The following is a 16,477-nucleotide window of genomic DNA, read 5'->3' as shown; positions in this document are numbered from 1 at the left end:
AAAGGAATGATTGAGAAGTTTGCCTCAAGCCCGTTAGAATACCCAGAACTACCGAACCTCACTGTTTCTCAATCAAGGAGAGCCCCTGTGTTCGCTTCGTTTCAACGAATGTTGCTGGTGACGACTTTGGTCACCGTTTGTGCCTCATGGGCTGTGGCGGAAGACTGGCCCCAATGGCGTGGTCCTGATCGTGATGGAATTTCTAGCGAGACCGGCCTCTTAAAAGAGTGGCCTGCCGAGGGACCGAAGCTCGTATGGCAGGTCGACGAGCTCGGTGACGGTTACGGTGCCGTCTCGGTGGCCAACGGAATGATCTTCCTGGTCGCCAATGAGGGACTTGAAAACGAACTGGTCAAAGCGCTCGATCAACAAACGGGCCAAGTTCTCTGGGGGACTCGCATTGGTAAGGTGGGTAATCCTGACCAGCGTCCCAGCTACCCGGCGGCACGCTCGACTCCGACCGTTGATGGGGACTTGGTGTATGCGTTCGGATCGGATGGCGACCTGGCATGCTTGAAAGCCAAGTCAGGCGAAGTGGTCTGGCAGAAGAGCGTGCGAGAAGATTTTGGAGGTGAGCCAGGTGTGTGGGCTTATTCCGAGTCTCCCCTGATCGATGGTGACAAAGTCATTATTACGCCAGGCGGGGAAGAGGCAGGCGTTGTCGCTCTGAATAAGAAAACGGGCGAAACGATTTGGAAAGCGAACGTGAAGATGGGTGCCGCAGCCTATGCATCGATCATGACGCTGAGTGCCGACGGAACCAAGCAGTACGTCGTCTTCATGGGAGACGGACTGGTGGGCGTGGATGCCGAAGATGGCAAGCTACTGTGGTCGTACACCGGTACCAAGGGCACGGCTGACATGGCTACGCCTGTGGTGGGTGGCGACATCGTTTACAGCGGCGGTGGCCGCAAAGGAGGCGGTGCGGTGAAGTTGGTCGCGAAGGACGAAGGGTTCGCCGCCGAAGAGCTCTACTTCAATCCCAAGTTACCGACCGCGATCGGTGGCGCCGTGAAAGTGGATGACGCGCTGTATGGTTGCAGCAACTCGACGCTGATGTGCGTCGACTTTGCTTCAGGCGAGATCAAGTGGCAAGAGCGAATCAGTGCCGCGGCTTCGATCTTGGTGGCCGAGGGGCGACTCTACCTGCATACCGAAGATGGCAAGGTGATGATGGTCGCTGCCTCGCCGGAAGGTTTTCAAGAGATCAGCAGCTTCAGCCCGCCAGGTCAACCAGAGGGAACGGGCAAATCGTGGGCTTATCCGGCCCTGGCCGAAGGCAAGCTTTACATTCGTCAGCATGGCACGCTCTGGTGTTACCAGGTGAAGTAGCCGTCAGCGCGTAAACCTCGGAAATGCCCAAGCCTCTCCCCTTGCGGGGAGAGGCAGGCATCCAAGGGAGTTTCTCTGAAATTTCCGCCCAGGCAACACGGCTCAGGCACTGGTTGCGACCGGTAGGTGAGAGGCCTCCCAGGCCTTGAAGCCCCCCACCATATCGAGCACATCGGACCGTCCCAGTTTGAGCAGGAGACTCGCGCCAATCGACGATCGGTAACCCCCCGCACAGTGAACCACTAAGTGGTCGGCCGAAGGAATCTCGGCAAACCTTTCTTCCAAGTGGTTGAGCGGAATGTTGAGGCTCCCTTCGATATGCCCGTCGTCGTATTCTTTCGGGTTGCGGATATCGAGCACGACCACGTCTCCTTCGAGTTCCTTCACGGCAGGGGCGGTGATCCGTGACGTGCGAGCCACCAGGTCAGGACGATCATTCAACGCGTCCATTCCTTCCTTCAAGTAGCCAACTACTTGGTCGAATCCAATTCGGCCGAGTCGTAAAATCGATTCCTCCACGCGTTCTTCATCGGCGATCACGACGATCGGTTCCGTCTTGTTCAGCATCGTCCCCGCCCAGGTCGCGTACTTGCCGTCGATACCAATGTTGAGCGCACCTCGCAGGTGCGCGCCGGCGAATTCAATCGGATCACGCGTGTCGACCACTTGGGCCCCCGCCGCCTGTTTTTCGAGAACTTCTGTCAGCGACAGTGCTTGCAGACTGTGCTGCATCGATTCGTCTAAGCTCGCCCGATCCTTACGATTCATGATCGCATCATGCACGAAGTAGTCCGGCGCATCGGGCTGAGCCGCGGTGACGATTCTCAGGAACTCTTCCCGTGACATGGGCTGCAAGGCGTAGTTGTACTTTCGCTGTTCGCCCAGCGTCGAAAACGGCTCGCTGCTGAGCGCCTTCCCACAGAGCGAACCCGCGCCATGGGCAGGATAGATTCGTGTTGCGTCCGGAAGCTTCAGCAGCTTTTCGTGGAGCGAATCGTACAGCATGTTGCCCAGCTCGTCGGCCGTGACGCCGATCGACGCCAAGAGGTCAGGGCGTCCGACATCGCCGATGAACAGCGTATCGCCGGTGAGTGCGGCGTACGGCTCGTCGGTGCTGTAGCTCGGATCGAAGACCAGCATCGTGATCCCTTCGGGCGTGTGACCTGGCGTTTCCAGCGTCGACAGATAGACGGAGCCCAGTTCAACTCGATCGTCGTCGGAGAGCTTGGTGTGTTCGAATTCCGCGTCTCCCTTGCTGCCGAGATAAATGCGGGCACCGACACGGTTCCGCAGTTCGATATGACCCGCCACGAAGTCGGCATGGAAGTGGGTCAGGATGACATGCTTGATTTCAAAGCCATGCTCCTGGGCATCCTTTAGGTAAATGTCGATATCACGCTGCGGATCGATCACCGCGGCGATCTTCGTTTCCTCGTCCGCCACCATGTAGGAAGCGTGTGAGAGACACTCCAGGTAATAGCGTTGGAAATACATGATTCGAGTTCCTTGCAGGATGTTGAGGGCGTAAGGGGCTAAGGGGCTAAGGGGCAATCGGGGAACGCGGCAGAGCGAAGCATTTTTCCATCAACTGGGACAGAGGTTGCTGATGCGAAACACGGAGCCTCTCCGCTCTGCCGCTCAGGCTCACGCCTTACAACTGCCAGACGAACAACTGCTGCCCTGATTCCACGGCATCTTGGCCAGTACCATTGCCATGCCACAGGTATCCGTGATCCCGGCAAACATCAGGCCTGCCCCGACGAAAGCGGAAAGGCCAGCGAAGTATGGATGAACGAAGATACCCAGCAGGGCACCGACCAGCACGAGGAAGCCAGCGGCGATACGAACTTGTCGTTCCAGGGAGATCGCCTTCTTGCCACGGACGACCGGTAGTCCGGCCGAAGCCCAGGCATCGGTACCTCCTTCGACGTTGACCACGTTGTCGTAGCCAGCGGAAATGAACTTATCGCAAGCTTTACCAGCACGGTTGCCAGACTTGCAAATCACATACAGCGGTTGGTCGGCCGAGCCGTTACGCGACTGCATAACGTCTTTCGGCGACAAGCGATCGAGCGGCAAGTTGACCGCATCGGTCGCATGCACTTCTCCATATTCGGCCGGGGTACGAACGTCGATCAGGTCGCACTTACCCTGCTGACGTCGCTCGTGCAATTCTTGGGGCGAAATCGTTGTGACGCTCATGGAATAATCCTTCTTGTAATATCGTGAGGTGACGATATGTATGTCTAAAAAAATGGGGTGTTACTTACCGGAGTCGCTCAAAAAACGGCCCTCGATACAGTTCATGATATCGTGCAGATGGGGTTCGGCCACCTGGTAATAAACCCGACGTCCTTCACGCTCGCTGGTGAAAAAGCCACAGCGCTGCATGAGTCGCAGGTGTTCGGAGGCGAGGTTCTCGGCGATGCCGCAATCTTCCGCAATTTCGCCCACCGTATAACGGCCAGAGATCAACAGCTGAACCATGCGGATCCGGACCGGATGGGCCAACGTTCGCAAGCACTCGGCGGCTTGGCCAAGGGCTTCCATGTTGAGCGGTGGTTTGGTTTGGGCTTTTTCGGACATTGATTTACTCTCCTAATACAAATATATCGTAAGGTCACGATATGTCAATGGAGAAAAACTTGGGAGGGCGTGCTATTTTTCCAGGAAACGACCTCGCGGATAGCAGACACCTAGTAATTGCGGAACGGGCCGCGTGGTTCTGCTGCTTCCATTTCGGCCTGCCAGTTGGCGATTTCCCGCTTTAACTGCTCGACTTTCTCAGGGTGCTTCTGAGAAAGGTCGTTCTTTTCGCCGATGTCGTCCGGCAAGTAGTAAAGGCCCTTGCCTCGTTTGCTGTCGAGCCATTTCCAGTCTCCCACCCGGGCGGCAACTTCTCCCCGGCGTTCCCAGAACATCTTCGTCCGGGGCGAATCGATCTGACCGCTTAAGACCGGTTGCATGTTGAAGCCGTCGTAAATCACCCCTTCCGGGAGCGCGACCCCGGCCGCCGCACAGGCAGTCGGGAAGACTTCAAGAGACGTGAGGAACGCATCGCTTACCTGGCCAGCGGGGACATGTCCTGGCCAGCGCACGATGCAGGGCACGCGGTTGCCACCTTCCCACATGGTCGACTTCCGACCTTGCAGCGGCGCGTTGTTCGCCAAGCCGCTTCCTCCGTTGTCCGAAAAGAAGATCACCAGCGTGTCGTCGGCAATCTCGTATTGATCAAGCCGCGCCATGATCATGCCAATCGCTGCATCCATTTCGGTGACAGCCGCCATATAACCGCGACGTCGTTGGGAGCGTTTGTCGTCCCCTTCGGGGTACTGCTGCAAGTATTCCGGTGAAGCCTGGACAGTGCCGCGGATTTCTGGATCTAAGCTCGACGCGCCATGCGGAGCATTGAACGGAATGTAAAGGAAGAACGGACGATCATGATTCTGATCGATGAACTGCAGGACATGGTCGCGGAACAACGTCGTGGCGTAGGTCCCCTTATCGGCCGTGGTTGGCTGATTGCCCGTGAACATCGAAGGAACGCCATAACGCTCGTGCGTGAAGTAATCGATGCCCGTGTTGCAGAAGCCGTAAAAGTCGTCAAAGCCACGCTGCAGCGGAAGAAACCGGCGTAGCTGTCCCCCATCCCATTTTCCATAGCATCCACAGCGATAACCGTTCTTTGCGAGCGCACTGGAAAGAAACACTTCCCGCACATCGGTTCCCAGGATGTGCTCTGGTGAAACGGCATATTCTTCCGGGGGATACAAGTAACCATCGTCGACGCGATCGTTACGAATCATATCGTACGTGCCGTTTCGCTGCGGATAACGGCCAGTCAGAAACGATGCCCGCGACGGCGTGCACGCATTCCAAGCGACATAAAAGCTGGTGAGTCGTGTGCCTTCGCTGGCTAGTTGATCGAGATGGGGCGTCTTCACATCCTGTGCCCCAAAACTCCCCAGATCGTGATAGCCTTGATCGTCGGAGACAATCAGCACGACGTTCGCAGGACGATCGGCGGCATAAAGCAGAGCTGGGGAGAGAAGTGCCCAGAAGCACACAATGAATAGATACGCACGCATAGCATCGCTCGAAGGAGGTCGGCAGGAAATTCAGGAGGGTGCGTATCAGGATAACGGCTGATGGGTGATAAGCAAGTTTTTTGGTGGAAGTTGCACCCTTTACGCCGCTGCCAAAATCTCGTTGCGGAGGTTCGCGAAGTGGTCGAGCGAGTTCGCAAAGAAGGTCGCCGGCAAAACCTGGTAACGATCGAGTGTTCGCTCGACCTGCTTCCAGCCGACACCGGCGGCCATATCAAAGGCCGATAAACCGCGCGCGATACGTTCCTCTCGGCGATCAAACTTCCAAAACTGCAGCCACTTACCGCGGGGGAAGTAAGCGAAGCGAACTGCCGGCATTAAGGCCAGGCTCCGCATCATCGGCCAAAGGAACTGCTGGACTGCCTTTTCGATACGTGGTCCCACGACCGTTGCTTGTTCGTCCAGGAAATGTGTCTCAAAGATCGACCGCTTGGTTAGGTCATCTAGCTCAGTTCCTCTTTGCTTGGCTGTGCAGAGTTTTCGCAGGCTTGTTAATAGCTCAGGACGAACCAACTGATCGGCCAGCGGATGCTCACCGTGACGCTGGACAAAGTGATAGGTGATATAGGTTTCGACGCAGACCCGCCGATTCACTTCCCGGAACGATTCGGCGAAGTCTTCCAAAGCGTCCAGTTGCTGGCGACGTCTTTTCGGCGAAAAACCATATTGCCAGCTGAGCAGTTCGCCCAGCTTCATCCCAAAAGCAAAATAACCACGTGCCCACAGCGCCCCGTGCGCGGCGATAAGGGGAAAGATATGATTCCGCCCTGAGTTTTCGTACAAGTGATAGTAGGTTGCGGCCCGCTGCGAGAGCTGCTTCGTTGTGCCTGCTAGGCGTACTGCTTCGTTATGCAGCTGCTTGTATTGGTGCTGCAATTGCTCCCACGTTTCCATGGCCCGCCTCCCCATGTGTCGCTTCAAAACTTGACTCGTTTGCTTCTGATGGGTAGACCGTGCAGACCTGGGGGAGGGTAACGTGAAAAACGAAAAGATTCTTGCCAGCGACCAGGTCCGTACAATAGAAACAGGACTTCGCGTGAACTCATCACGCAAGCTAACCACCGACAACGGAAGCTTCCGCCGAGTTGCCCCACCTGATGTTTGCTGCTCGATGTCGACGGAATCCAAACACCACTTCCTGCAAACCTCATCCTCAAGGAGATGTCCCATGATCCTGACGTCCGGTACCGCCACCGCCAGTCCCAAGACACAAAAGTTTCTCGCCCACGAGCATCAGCTATTGATCGACGGTCACTGGGTACCAGCCACGACCGGGAAGTCGTTCGACGTGGTGAACCCGGCCGACGGCACTACGATTGCCTCGGTCGCGGAAGGTGGTCAGGAAGATATCAACAAAGCCGTCGCCGCCGCACGCAAGGCTTTCGAGTCGGGCCCGTGGCACACGATGACCGCTTCCGAGCGCGGCAAGCTGATTTGGAAACTGGCCGACTTGATGGACCAGCACATCGAAGAGTTTGCAGAGATCGAATCGCTCGACAACGGCAAGCCGAAAGCGGTTGCTCAAGCGGCGGACGTCCCGCTTGCAATCGACTTGTTCCGATACATGGCTGGTTGGGCTACGAAGATCGAAGGGACGACGATACCGATATCGGTTCCTTACCTGTCGGGTGCCGAATTCCACAGCTACACGCTTCGCGAGCCAGTCGGCGTGGTAGGGCAGATTATTCCCTGGAATTTCCCGCTGTTGATGGCCGCCTGGAAACTTGGCCCCGCCCTAGCGACCGGCTGTACCATCGTGTTGAAGGTAGCGGAAGAAACACCACTCAGTGCATTGCGTCTGGGGCAACTGATTCAGGAAGCTGGCTTCCCGCCGGGCGTGATTAACATCATTACTGGTTTCGGCGAGACGGCAGGTGCAGCGCTTTCGGCGCACCCCGATGTCGACAAGATTGCTTTCACTGGTTCGACCGAAGTGGGCAAGCTGATTGTCAAAGCGGCAGGCGATACGAACCTTAAGAAGGTCACGCTTGAACTGGGTGGCAAGAGCCCGAACGTGATTCTACCCGATGCGGACTTGCCGTCGGCAATCGCCGGTGCGGCCAACGCCATCTTCTTCAATCATGGTCAGTGCTGCTGTGCTGGATCACGCTTGTTTGTCCATCGCAGTCAGTTCGATCAAGTGGTCGAAGGGGTAGCGGAAGAAGCTAAGAAGATCAAATTGGGACCGGGCATGCATCCCGACTCTGGCATGGGCCCGATGGTCTCGCAAATCCAACAAGACCGTGTTTGTGGTTACCTTGAAGCTGGGCTGCACGAAGGAGCGACGGCCGTGGTCGGCGGCAAGAAGCACGAGGGAGCAGGCTATTTCGTCGAGCCAACCGTGCTGGTCGATACGCATCCGCAGATGAAGGTGATCCAAGAGGAAATCTTTGGGCCGGTCGTGGCCGCGGTTCCTTTCGATGACATCGAAGAAGTGGTCGCCACCGCGAACAACAGCATCTACGGCCTGGCCGCAGCGGTGTGGTCCAAAGATATCAGCAAGGCTCACCGGATAGCCAAGCGGCTCAAAGCAGGCACCGTGTGGGTGAACTGCTACAATGTATTCGACGCTTCGCTTCCGTTTGGTGGCTACAAGCAATCTGGCTGGGGCCGAGAAATGGGACACGAAGCGATCGACCTGTACACGCAAACTAAAGCGGTCACGGTCCAGTTGGCCTAAGCTGTGAGTCCATAAAAAATCCCCACGTCCAAGTATTCGGGCGTGGGGATATTTTGATTCCACTTGCGCAACGCAACGATTGATCCGCTGCTTATTCCGACTTCAGCGAAGCCATGTCGATCGAAAAGCGATACTTCACGTCGCTCTTGAGAACACGTTCATACGCTTCGTTGATCTGCTGAATAGCAATCACTTCGACATCGGAAGTGATATTATGCTTGCCGCAGAAGTCGAGCATCTCTTGCGTTTCCGCAAAACCGCCGATCATCGAGCCTGATAGCGACTTGTTGCCGAAGATGAGCGACAACGAGGAAATCGCGAGCGGCTTGCTGGGGACGCCGACTAGTGTCATATTGCCCCCGCGGCCAACCAGGTTCAGGTACGCATTCACGTCATGATCGGCGGAAACCGTATCGAGGATCATGTCGAACGAGCCCACATGCTTGGCCATTTCGTTGGCGTCGGTCGAGATGATCACCTCGTCCGCGCCCAAACGCGTGGCATCTTCCTGCTTGGAAGGCGTGCGGCTGAAAACCGAAACGTGCGCTCCCATGGCATGGGCTAGTTTGACCCCCATGTGTCCTAGCCCGCCTAGGCCGACGATGCCGACCTTCTTGCCGGGGCCAACGTTGTTTCGTTTCAGCGGGGAGTAGGTCGTGATTCCGGCACACAGCAGCGGAGCGGCACCGGCCAGATCGAGGTTGCCAGGGACTTTCAATACGGCCTGCTCCTCAACGACGATGCTATCGGAGTAGCCACCATAGGTCACCGGTGCCGTCTCGTGTTTGTCGGGACTGTTGTAGGTGAACGAGGTTCCTGGGCTGAACTGTTCGAACCCTTCCGCACAAATTGGACAGGCGTGATCAGCGGCGACCATGCAGCCCACCCCCACGATGTCACCCACGGCGAACTTAGTGACCCCGCTGCCGATCTTACTCACACGACCGACGATTTCGTGTCCTGGCACGCAGGGATAAACGGTCGGCATCGATTCGTGCCACTCGTCACGCGCCTGGTGGATATCGGAGTGGCAAATGCCGCAGAACAAGATGTCGATCTGTACGTCTTGATCTGTTGGCGTGCGGCGGGGAATGGTGGTCGAAGCGAGCTTCGCGTCGGCACTGGCTGCGGCGTAGGCTTTGGTACTGTACATAAAGGACCTCGGTGTTCTGAGCAGAGAGGGGTTGGTGCTTTGTCGCTTGAATTAGACGCTGCGGATCGCATTTCGGAAAGAAACAATCCTCCAAGATCATTGCCTGATTCTCTTAGGTGTTCGTTTCTTCCATGCACGCCGGTGATAGCATGGTCCGCGCTTTTAAGCCGCGGCGCGTCCGAATCTGTTTTCGTTCTGCTGCGAAAAACGTTACAAAGAAGCATGCGCGAAAATCCCCAGACCCCAATCATGGAGCCGCCGCTATGCCACGACCTAGCTCATCTCGACCTGAACTTTCCCGTCGCCGCATGCTTCAATCGGGAGCGATCGCAGGCACACTGCTCGGCATGGGGGACCTCGGCCTACTCTCGCAGTTACGGCCCGTCTCGGCGGAAGAAGCGAAGCTCGATCCCAACGTTGTCCGGCTTGATTCCAGTATCGAACCGTTGGTGCGTCTGATCGAAGAGACGCCGCGCGCGAAGCTGATGGAAGCGGTTGCGGATCGAATCAAAAAAGGGACCAGCTATCGGGAAGTGCTCGCGGCGCTGTTGCTGGTCGGCGTGAAAAACGTGGAGCCACGTCCGTCCGTGGGGCATAAGTTTCATGCCGTGTTGGTGGTTAACTCGGCCCACCTGGCCAGTATTTCTTCGCCAGATGAGCATCGCTGGTTGCCGATCTTCTGGGCGCTCGATCATTACAAGTCCGCCGCCCAGCGTGATGTGGAAGAACGCGGCGACTGGACGATGTCGGCCATGGACGACAGCAAGATCTTGACCCGCGCTAAAGCCAGGGCGCAGTTCATCGATGCGATGGAAAACTGGGACGTAGAGAAGGCCGATGTCGCTGCGGCCAGCCTTGCGCGAACGGGCGGGGCGAACGAGATCTACCGACTCCTATTCAAATATGGATCCCGCGATTATCGCAGCATCGGGCACAAAGCGATCTACGTTGCCAATAGCTACCGTACGCTCGGCTGCATCGGCTGGCAGCATGCGGAGCCTGTGCTGCGTAGTTTGACTTACGCCTTGCTAATGCACGAAGGGAGCAATCCGGCTAAACGGGATGACGAAGCGGACCGCCCCTTCCGAAGAAACGAGGAGGTCGCCGCAAAGCTTCGTGACGATTGGACGACCGGCAAAATCGATCCGGCAGCAACGATCGCCATGATCGAAACGTTGCGGTCAGGATCGAACGACGATGCTTGCGATCAAGCCGTCCAATTGATCAACGGCGGCGCCCATCCTCAATCGATTTGGGATGCGATCCACGTTGTCGCAGGCGAGATGGTGATGCAGCAACCGGCCATCGTGCCACTGCACTCGGTCACCACGACCAACGCTTTGCGTTATGCCTATGAGACGTGCGGTGATGATCAAACGCGTCGTCTGCTGTTACTACAAAACGCAGCGTTCCTGCCGATGTTCCGGGGGGGGATGAACGGACGAGGCAATGTAAAGGATGTTCTCTCCACCAACCTCGAAGCGACCAAGCCGGAAGGAGACGCGACGCAAGCCGTGGAAGATATCTTCGCCCAATTGGGAAGCGATCCGACCTCCGCGGCTCGAATGACGCTCGGTTACCTCCAAGAGGAAGAGAATCACGAAGCGAAAGCGAAGCAGCTGATCGATGCGGCCCGCGTGCTGATCTTCCGCAAGGGAACCAATGCCCACGATTACAAGTTCAGCTCCGCGATTCTGGAAGATTACTACCACGTCTCGCCGGAGTGGCGAAACACCTATCTGGCGTCGAATATCTTCCTGCTGCGTGATTCGCAGCGGGCCGACAATCAGTTGGTGTCGCGGATTCAATCGGCGTTGGCGTAACGGCTTCGCGAACTTCGATCTCGTTGCGCGTGTGCCTACTGTTTCGTGGCGACCAGAACCAGGCTTTGGTCGCCGTTGAACAGAACCAGCTCGTCACGCATGGTCGTGGCGGCGTGATAGATTTCGCCGTCGAGTGAGAACCGTCCCTCGTCTGGGATGTGATATGGCACCAGCGAGGTCGGGCCATTTTCTTGCACCGTGAGGGTGACCGAAACCGAGCTTCCATCGTCGAACTCGTATTTTGCGAAAGGAAGCCGATTGCCCATCATCTCAAGCTCGACGTTCCAAGTGCCGTCGAGCAGGGTGTCAGTAGGCAGGGGCGTTAGGTCAGAGTTGACTCGCTGACTAACGGCCCGCCATACCTGTTCGCGATATGCTGGGCTGTCATCCTTGTGGTCGATCGGTTGATGGCTGTCCGACACGCCACATCCTGGTGTCGCTACGACAAGCCAAATCAACCAACCGCATGTCAACACACGTACCACGAGCGACCCTTCTAGTTGCTTTCCAGGAGGGTTGGTTTACCGTACACCTTCTCTTGATCCCCTTGCTCTTTCATCCATGCGTCCAGCTTGCCTTGCAGCTGCTTCAGCGTTTCGGCATGTTGAGGATCGGTTGCGAGGTTGGTTTGCTCAGTCGGATCGGCTTCCAGGTCGTACAGCTCTTCGGCGGGACGTTCCAGGTAACGCTTCACCTTGCGAGCTGCTTCCTTCCCGTTCTCGGCTTTCTTCTCCCAGCTTGGCCAATAGGCGTCTTCCTTGTGAACGTTGGTCACATGGGAGAGGAACTTGTATTCCGGGTGAAGATTACGGATATACTTCCAGCGACCCGTGCGGACACTGCGAGTGGGGAAGACGTTGTTGTTGCCATCGCCACTGTGCACGGTGAAGATCTCGTCTCGGTGCTTTTCTGTTTCTCCCAGCAGGACCGGCAGGAAGGAGCGGCCGTCAAGGTCTTCCGGTGGCGTCTGACCGGTGGCGGCGTATAAGGTCGGCAAAATATCGACCCAACTGACCATCGCATCGGTTCGCTGCCCTGGCTGAATTTTGCCTGGCCAGACCGCGATCATTGGCGTGCGGATCCCATCGTCATAGAGGGTCCACTTGCCGAACGGCCACTGAGCCCCATGGTCGCTGGTATGCAGAAAAAGCGTGTCCTGACCGAGCTTCTCGTAAGCGAGATCATAGACTTCGCCCAGTTCGCGGTCCATCGTTTTGACGGCCTGATAGTACTTGGCTCGGGCAGCATGCGTTTTCGGTGTATGCACGTGCGTGGATGGAATCTTGATCGTCTTGGGATCGATGTCTTCCGCTTTCGGCCACGGTACGTGCGGCCAGTTGGTACCAACGAACAGGACCAGCGGCTTCTCGCTGTCGCGTGCTTTGAGCCACTTAAGCGCTTCAGGGACGGCGACATCTTCGTGGTACTTAAAGTGCCGAGCGATGTCGAAGCCATACTCAGGCGTTTGGGCATAGTGTCCAACTTTCCCAAAGCTGACCACTTCGTAGCCGAGCTCCTGGAAGTAAGCCGGGAGCTTCTTAATCTCCTTGCGTGGACGCGAGTGGTTCGGTTCGGCCCCGTTGCGGGAAGGCATCAGGCCAGTCAGGAGGGCAGCTCGACTTGGTGCGCAGGAAGGAGACGCGACGAAGGCCTGATCGAAGGTCATTCCATCTTTCGCGATTCGCTCCATGTTCGGTGTCTTCAGATCGGTCGAGCCATACAGCGACGAATCGGTCAGCGTATGGTCGTCCGAAAGGAAGACGACAATATTCGGTAAGTCTTCCGCCGAGGCGGAGGCCGCGAACGCTACTAAAGCGAGCAGTGCGAATAGTCGACGAGTTATCTTCATGAGGGGAGGTGTCCTGTGCGTGATTAGGGTTTGACGCGGTTGAACCATGCCTGCCATTTGCGTTTCATCTGGGCCAGGCGTTTGGGTTCGGCTTCAGCCAGGTTGTTGGTTTCGGTGCGATCTTCCGCCAAGTGGTACAGTTCCCATTGGCCGTTCTGCTTCGGTTGAACCAGCTTCCAGCCGTCAGCAATCATGGCCTTGCCTCCTTCGTGTTCGAAGAAGAGGGCTGGGTGACCTTCGCGCTGTTGGCCTGCCAAAATCGGAGCGAGCGAAAGCCCTTCGACGGGTGTGATCTCATTCTTTTTGAACGTCTGGGGATATTCAGCGCCAGCCAGTTCCAGGCAGGTGGGCAGTACGTCGATAACGTGCCCCGGCTGATCGGTCTTGCTGCCGGGCTCAGTCTTCAAGCCGGAAGGCCAGTGCGCGATCATCGGCGTGTGAGCGCCTCCTTCAAACGATTGGGCTTTCCAGTAGCGATACGGCGTGTTGCCGGCACTGGCCCAGTACGAGCCAATGTAGCCCCAGGTGGTCTCACTGCCAGGATTGAATAGCCCTTCGTATTGGATCGGCTTCCCTTCGCGGGTTTCGTTTGGACGATCGAAGCCAGGGTTGAGGTAACGTTCGGGGGAAGCTCCGTTGTCAGACATCACCAGAATGAGCGTGTTCTCGAGACGACCCGTCTCTTTCAAAGCGTTGATGATCCGGCCGACCCCTTGGTCAACACAATCGACCATCCCGGCATGGACCGACATCAGTTGGCTCATGTGTTCACGCGTCGCTTCGTCTAACGCTTCCCAGTCGTCCCCTTGCCCTTGGAGCTCAGGTTTCGGTGATGTCTTGGGATCGATCAGCCCCATTTCCACCTGACGAGCATATCGCTTGTCACGTAGTTTGTGCCAACCATCGCGATAGGTTTTTTCGTACTTGGCGATATCTTCCGGCTTGGCATGCAGCGGCCAGTGCGGGGCAGTGTGCGCGACGTACAGAAAGAAGGGAGCATCGCTCTGGGACATCTCCTGGATGTAATCGACCGACTTCTGCGTAATGGCATCGGTCATGTAGAAATCATCCGGAACATCTTCGACTGGCGTTTCTCCTTCGACGAGCGAGAAGGGATCGAAGTAATCGACCACGCCCCAGATCGGTCCGAAGTGCCGCTGGAAGCCGCGATTGATCGGATAGGTGTCGACCGGCGAGAACGTACGATCCGGTTGCGATTGATGATTTAACCAATCGAGTTGCGCTTGGTGATCCGGTAGTGCCTGGGTGCGGCTGAGATGCCACTTGCCAGCCATCGCGGTTTGGTAACCGGCCGACCCCAATGCCTCGGCGATTGTCACGCCGTTGCGCGTCAGCGAATTGCCATTTCGGATTAGCCCCACCTGGTGCGGGTAAAGACCGGTCAACATCGCAGCGCGTGTCGGGCAGCAGCGGGCACAATTATAAAACGAGGTGAAACGTAAGCCGCCGCTCGCCAACGAGTCGATATTGGGCGTGTTGATCTCGCCACCGAAGCAGCCAAGATCGGAGAAGCCCAAGTCATCGACCATGATGACCACGATGTTAGGACGTTCGTCCGCGTGCGCGGAGATGCCCAGCAGCAGCAAAAACGCGACTGCCAGGGAAGTTCGAGTCAAAGTTTGCATGATGGAGTTTACCAATTACTTCTTCTTTTGATTGCCCCAAGGCCACGGCAGTACGTTCGCCTCGTGAGCCCACTGATCCCACTGAGCAGCCATCTTCTCGACGATTTCAGGATGTTGGCTGGCCAGATCATGTTGTTCCGTTCGATCCGCTTCCATGTCGTGCAGTTCCCAAGGTTGGGTTTCCCCGCTGCCCATCTTGCCGTAGCGAACGATTTTCCATTTGCCGTCACGGACCGCACCGTTGGCTTCGTGCTCCCAGAAGATCGGTGTCTTCCGTTGGGGCTCGCTGCCGGTGAAGGACGGGGCAAGGCTGATTCCTTGTAGGGGAGTAATCTCTTTGCCGGCGACCTGTTGTGGATAGTCGGCTCCGGCGACATCGACGCAGGTGGCCATGATGTCGATTAAATGGCTCGGCGTGGTGACCAGCTTGCCGTTTTGCGAAGCAGCAATTCCAACGGGCCAGTGCACAATCAGCGGAGTCGAGATGCCTCCTTCGTGAACCCAATGTTTGTATTCCCGGAAGGGCGTGTTCGAGACGTTTGCCCAGTTACGGCCGTAAGCGATATAGGTGTCGTAAGGTCCCGGCATGTTCTCGGGGCCATGGCGAACCGGCTTACCATCGCGTGCGAACGCCGGAATGATGCTGAGCTGCAGTTCATCCGGCCCCATTGGCTTTCGGGGCTCGGGCAAGTTCTTATCGCTTTGCCGACCGACCCCTTCGGCACATCCGCCGTTATCTTGCATATAGAAGACCAGGGTATTGTCGAGTTCGTCCGAGGCTTTCAGCTGTTGGGTGATTTTGGCGATATTCTGATCCATGCGATCGATCATCGCGGCGTAGACCGCCATACACTGAATCTCCCACGGCTTGTGCTCGATCTTCTTCCACGTTCCGGCGCGAGCAGCCATTTCCCATTGAGGATCGATCAAGCCCAATTCTTTCAAGCGAGCAAAACGAGCCTTTCGGATTTCGCCGTACCCTTTCTTATAAAGGTCTTCGTACTTGGCGATATCTTCCGGCAAGGCATGCATCGGCCAGTGAGCCGCGGTGAATGCGACATACAAAAAGAACGGCTTGTCGTCCGAGCCCTCTTCGTGTTGCTGCAAAAAGCTCACGGCGTTGTCGCCGATCGCATCGGTGTAGTAGTACGACTCGGGTTGGTAGTCTTTATCGTTGACCGGCGTGATCAGCGTATTGCCACGACACAATGCGGCCGGATCGTAAAAGCTGCCAGCGCCGGTGATCGTACCGTAGAAGTGATCGAACCCACGCTGCAGTGGCCAGTTGTGCTTGGTGCCGTCTGGGCTCATGTTGTTACAGACGTGCCATTTGCCGGTCATGTACGTGGTGTAACCCGCGGGCTTCAAGACTTCGGCGATCGTTTGACACCGATCGTTCAAATCTTGATGGTAGCCGGGAAACTGGTTGGGATCGTAGTTGCCGGTCACCATGTGACCGATCCCTGCTTGGTGCGGATACAATCCGGTCAGTAGCGAGGCCCGCGTCGGACAGCAACGGGCTGTGTTGTAAAACTGACTGAACTTGAGGCCGGACTCCGCCAAGCTGTCCAGTGTTGGCGTTTGAATTTCAGACCCGTAGCAGCCGATATCGGAATACCCCATGTCATCGGCCAGGATGACGATGATGTTGGGCTGCTTCTTTTCCTGGGCATGAAGCGAACTACCGCACAGCAGGAGGAGAGCGGCGGCGTAAGAAACGAGGCGATGCATAGTGGGATCTCGCAGAGGAGGGTGTAAGGCGTGATGGTGTTGATTGTAGCTGAAGAAAACAGGAAAAACGAACCACAACCAACGGAGAATGGGTAGTGCATTGCCAATTTCCCCGTGGCGCGAAATAATCGGCGCGCCAATTTAGATTGTTTGCTCT

13 protein-coding genes are annotated in these 16,477 nt (G+C 56.7%); 3 read left to right on the top strand and 10 right to left on the bottom strand.

Annotation, left to right across the window (positions count from 1 at the left end; genetic code table 11):
- Nucleotides 1-87 precede the first annotated feature (87 nt).
- On the top strand, nucleotides 88-1,332 hold the full coding sequence (locus C5Y83_RS10805; protein ID WP_158262322.1) for a PQQ-binding-like beta-propeller repeat protein: 1,245 nt from the start codon (nucleotides 88-90) through the stop codon (nucleotides 1,330-1,332).
- A 102-nt stretch (nucleotides 1,333-1,434) separates the two neighbouring features.
- Here the strand turns inward: C5Y83_RS10805 and C5Y83_RS10800 are convergent, their stop codons facing one another.
- The 5 genes from C5Y83_RS10800 to C5Y83_RS10780 form a co-directional block, all read right to left on the bottom strand.
- A complete protein-coding gene (locus C5Y83_RS10800) occupies nucleotides 1,435-2,826 on the bottom strand; it encodes an MBL fold metallo-hydrolase (protein ID WP_105329669.1) in 1,392 nt (463 codons plus the stop codon).
- Nucleotides 2,827-2,976: 150 nt separating this feature from the next.
- Nucleotides 2,977-3,534 carry a rhodanese-like domain-containing protein gene (locus tag C5Y83_RS10795; protein ID WP_105329668.1) on the bottom strand — a complete coding sequence of 186 codons (558 nt, stop codon included), beginning with the start codon at nucleotides 3,532-3,534 and terminating at the stop codon, nucleotides 2,977-2,979.
- A 60-nt stretch (nucleotides 3,535-3,594) separates the two neighbouring features.
- Nucleotides 3,595-3,918, bottom strand: coding sequence for an ArsR/SmtB family transcription factor (locus C5Y83_RS10790; protein WP_105329667.1), 324 nt, complete (start codon nucleotides 3,916-3,918; stop codon nucleotides 3,595-3,597).
- Between the two features lie 110 nt (nucleotides 3,919-4,028).
- Nucleotides 4,029-5,420 (bottom strand): sulfatase-like hydrolase/transferase, encoded by a 1,392-nt coding sequence (locus tag C5Y83_RS10785; RefSeq protein WP_105329666.1) that lies wholly within the window; start codon nucleotides 5,418-5,420, stop codon nucleotides 4,029-4,031.
- A 99-nt stretch (nucleotides 5,421-5,519) separates the two neighbouring features.
- Nucleotides 5,520-6,332, bottom strand: coding sequence for a hypothetical protein (locus tag C5Y83_RS10780; protein ID WP_105329665.1), 813 nt, complete (start codon nucleotides 6,330-6,332; stop codon nucleotides 5,520-5,522).
- Between the two features lie 274 nt (nucleotides 6,333-6,606).
- On the opposite strand from C5Y83_RS10780, the gene C5Y83_RS10775 reads away from it, so the two are divergent.
- On the top strand, nucleotides 6,607-8,118 hold the full coding sequence (locus C5Y83_RS10775) for an aldehyde dehydrogenase family protein (RefSeq protein ID WP_105329664.1): 1,512 nt from the start codon (nucleotides 6,607-6,609) through the stop codon (nucleotides 8,116-8,118).
- A 91-nt stretch (nucleotides 8,119-8,209) separates the two neighbouring features.
- Here C5Y83_RS10775 and C5Y83_RS10770 read toward each other — a convergent pair whose 3' ends face one another.
- Nucleotides 8,210-9,271, bottom strand: a complete 1,062-nt coding sequence (locus tag C5Y83_RS10770) for an NAD(P)-dependent alcohol dehydrogenase (RefSeq protein WP_105329663.1) — start codon at nucleotides 9,269-9,271, stop codon at nucleotides 8,210-8,212.
- 263 nt (nucleotides 9,272-9,534) lie between these two features.
- Here C5Y83_RS10770 and C5Y83_RS10765 point away from each other — a divergent pair, with 263 nt between their 5' ends.
- A complete protein-coding gene (locus C5Y83_RS10765; RefSeq protein WP_199195018.1) occupies nucleotides 9,535-11,094 on the top strand; it encodes a hypothetical protein in 1,560 nt (519 codons plus the stop codon).
- 35 nt (nucleotides 11,095-11,129) lie between these two features.
- Here the strand turns inward: C5Y83_RS10765 and C5Y83_RS10760 are convergent, their stop codons facing one another.
- From C5Y83_RS10760 to C5Y83_RS10745, 4 genes are all read right to left on the bottom strand, one after another.
- On the bottom strand, nucleotides 11,130-11,516 hold the full coding sequence (locus C5Y83_RS10760; RefSeq protein ID WP_146117735.1) for a hypothetical protein: 387 nt from the start codon (nucleotides 11,514-11,516) through the stop codon (nucleotides 11,130-11,132).
- A gap of 74 nt (nucleotides 11,517-11,590) precedes the next feature.
- The gene (locus C5Y83_RS10755; RefSeq protein ID WP_105329660.1) at nucleotides 11,591-12,943 is read right to left on the bottom strand and encodes a sulfatase; all 1,353 of its coding nucleotides are present in this window, start codon (nucleotides 12,941-12,943) and stop codon (nucleotides 11,591-11,593) included.
- A gap of 23 nt (nucleotides 12,944-12,966) precedes the next feature.
- The gene (locus C5Y83_RS10750; RefSeq protein WP_105329659.1) at nucleotides 12,967-14,589 is read right to left on the bottom strand and encodes an arylsulfatase; all 1,623 of its coding nucleotides are present in this window, start codon (nucleotides 14,587-14,589) and stop codon (nucleotides 12,967-12,969) included.
- 15 nt (nucleotides 14,590-14,604) lie between these two features.
- Nucleotides 14,605-16,320, bottom strand: a complete 1,716-nt coding sequence (locus C5Y83_RS10745) for an arylsulfatase (RefSeq protein WP_105329658.1) — start codon at nucleotides 16,318-16,320, stop codon at nucleotides 14,605-14,607.
- Nucleotides 16,321-16,477 lie beyond the last annotated feature (157 nt).

This window comes from Blastopirellula marina, assembly GCF_002967765.1.
In the GTDB taxonomy this organism is placed as follows: Bacteria; Planctomycetota; Planctomycetia; order Pirellulales; family Pirellulaceae; genus Bremerella; species Bremerella marina_A.
Note: the sequence above shows the minus strand (reverse complement) of the source record. Positions and strands in the feature narration are given on the sequence as shown.

What these genes read in the sequence shown, in the direction of transcription:
- C5Y83_RS10765 (WP_199195018.1), top strand. Translation starts at nt 9,535, where the DNA reads ATGCCACGACCTAGCTCATCTCGACCTGAACTTTCCCGTCGCCGCATG.
- C5Y83_RS10745 (WP_105329658.1), bottom strand. Translation starts at nt 16,320, where the DNA reads ATGCATCGCCTCGTTTCTTACGCCGCCGCTCTCCTCCTGCTGTGCGGT.
- C5Y83_RS10800 (WP_105329669.1), bottom strand. Translation starts at nt 2,826, where the DNA reads ATGTATTTCCAACGCTATTACCTGGAGTGTCTCTCACACGCTTCCTAC.
- C5Y83_RS10770 (WP_105329663.1), bottom strand. Translation starts at nt 9,271, where the DNA reads ATGTACAGTACCAAAGCCTACGCCGCAGCCAGTGCCGACGCGAAGCTC.
- C5Y83_RS10755 (WP_105329660.1), bottom strand. Translation starts at nt 12,943, where the DNA reads ATGAAGATAACTCGTCGACTATTCGCACTGCTCGCTTTAGTAGCGTTC.
- C5Y83_RS10795 (WP_105329668.1), bottom strand. Translation starts at nt 3,534, where the DNA reads ATGAGCGTCACAACGATTTCGCCCCAAGAATTGCACGAGCGACGTCAG.
- C5Y83_RS10775 (WP_105329664.1), top strand. Translation starts at nt 6,607, where the DNA reads ATGATCCTGACGTCCGGTACCGCCACCGCCAGTCCCAAGACACAAAAG.
- C5Y83_RS10790 (WP_105329667.1), bottom strand. Translation starts at nt 3,918, where the DNA reads ATGTCCGAAAAAGCCCAAACCAAACCACCGCTCAACATGGAAGCCCTT.
- C5Y83_RS10780 (WP_105329665.1), bottom strand. Translation starts at nt 6,332, where the DNA reads ATGGAAACGTGGGAGCAATTGCAGCACCAATACAAGCAGCTGCATAAC.
- C5Y83_RS10785 (WP_105329666.1), bottom strand. Translation starts at nt 5,420, where the DNA reads ATGCGTGCGTATCTATTCATTGTGTGCTTCTGGGCACTTCTCTCCCCA.
- C5Y83_RS10750 (WP_105329659.1), bottom strand. Translation starts at nt 14,589, where the DNA reads ATGCAAACTTTGACTCGAACTTCCCTGGCAGTCGCGTTTTTGCTGCTG.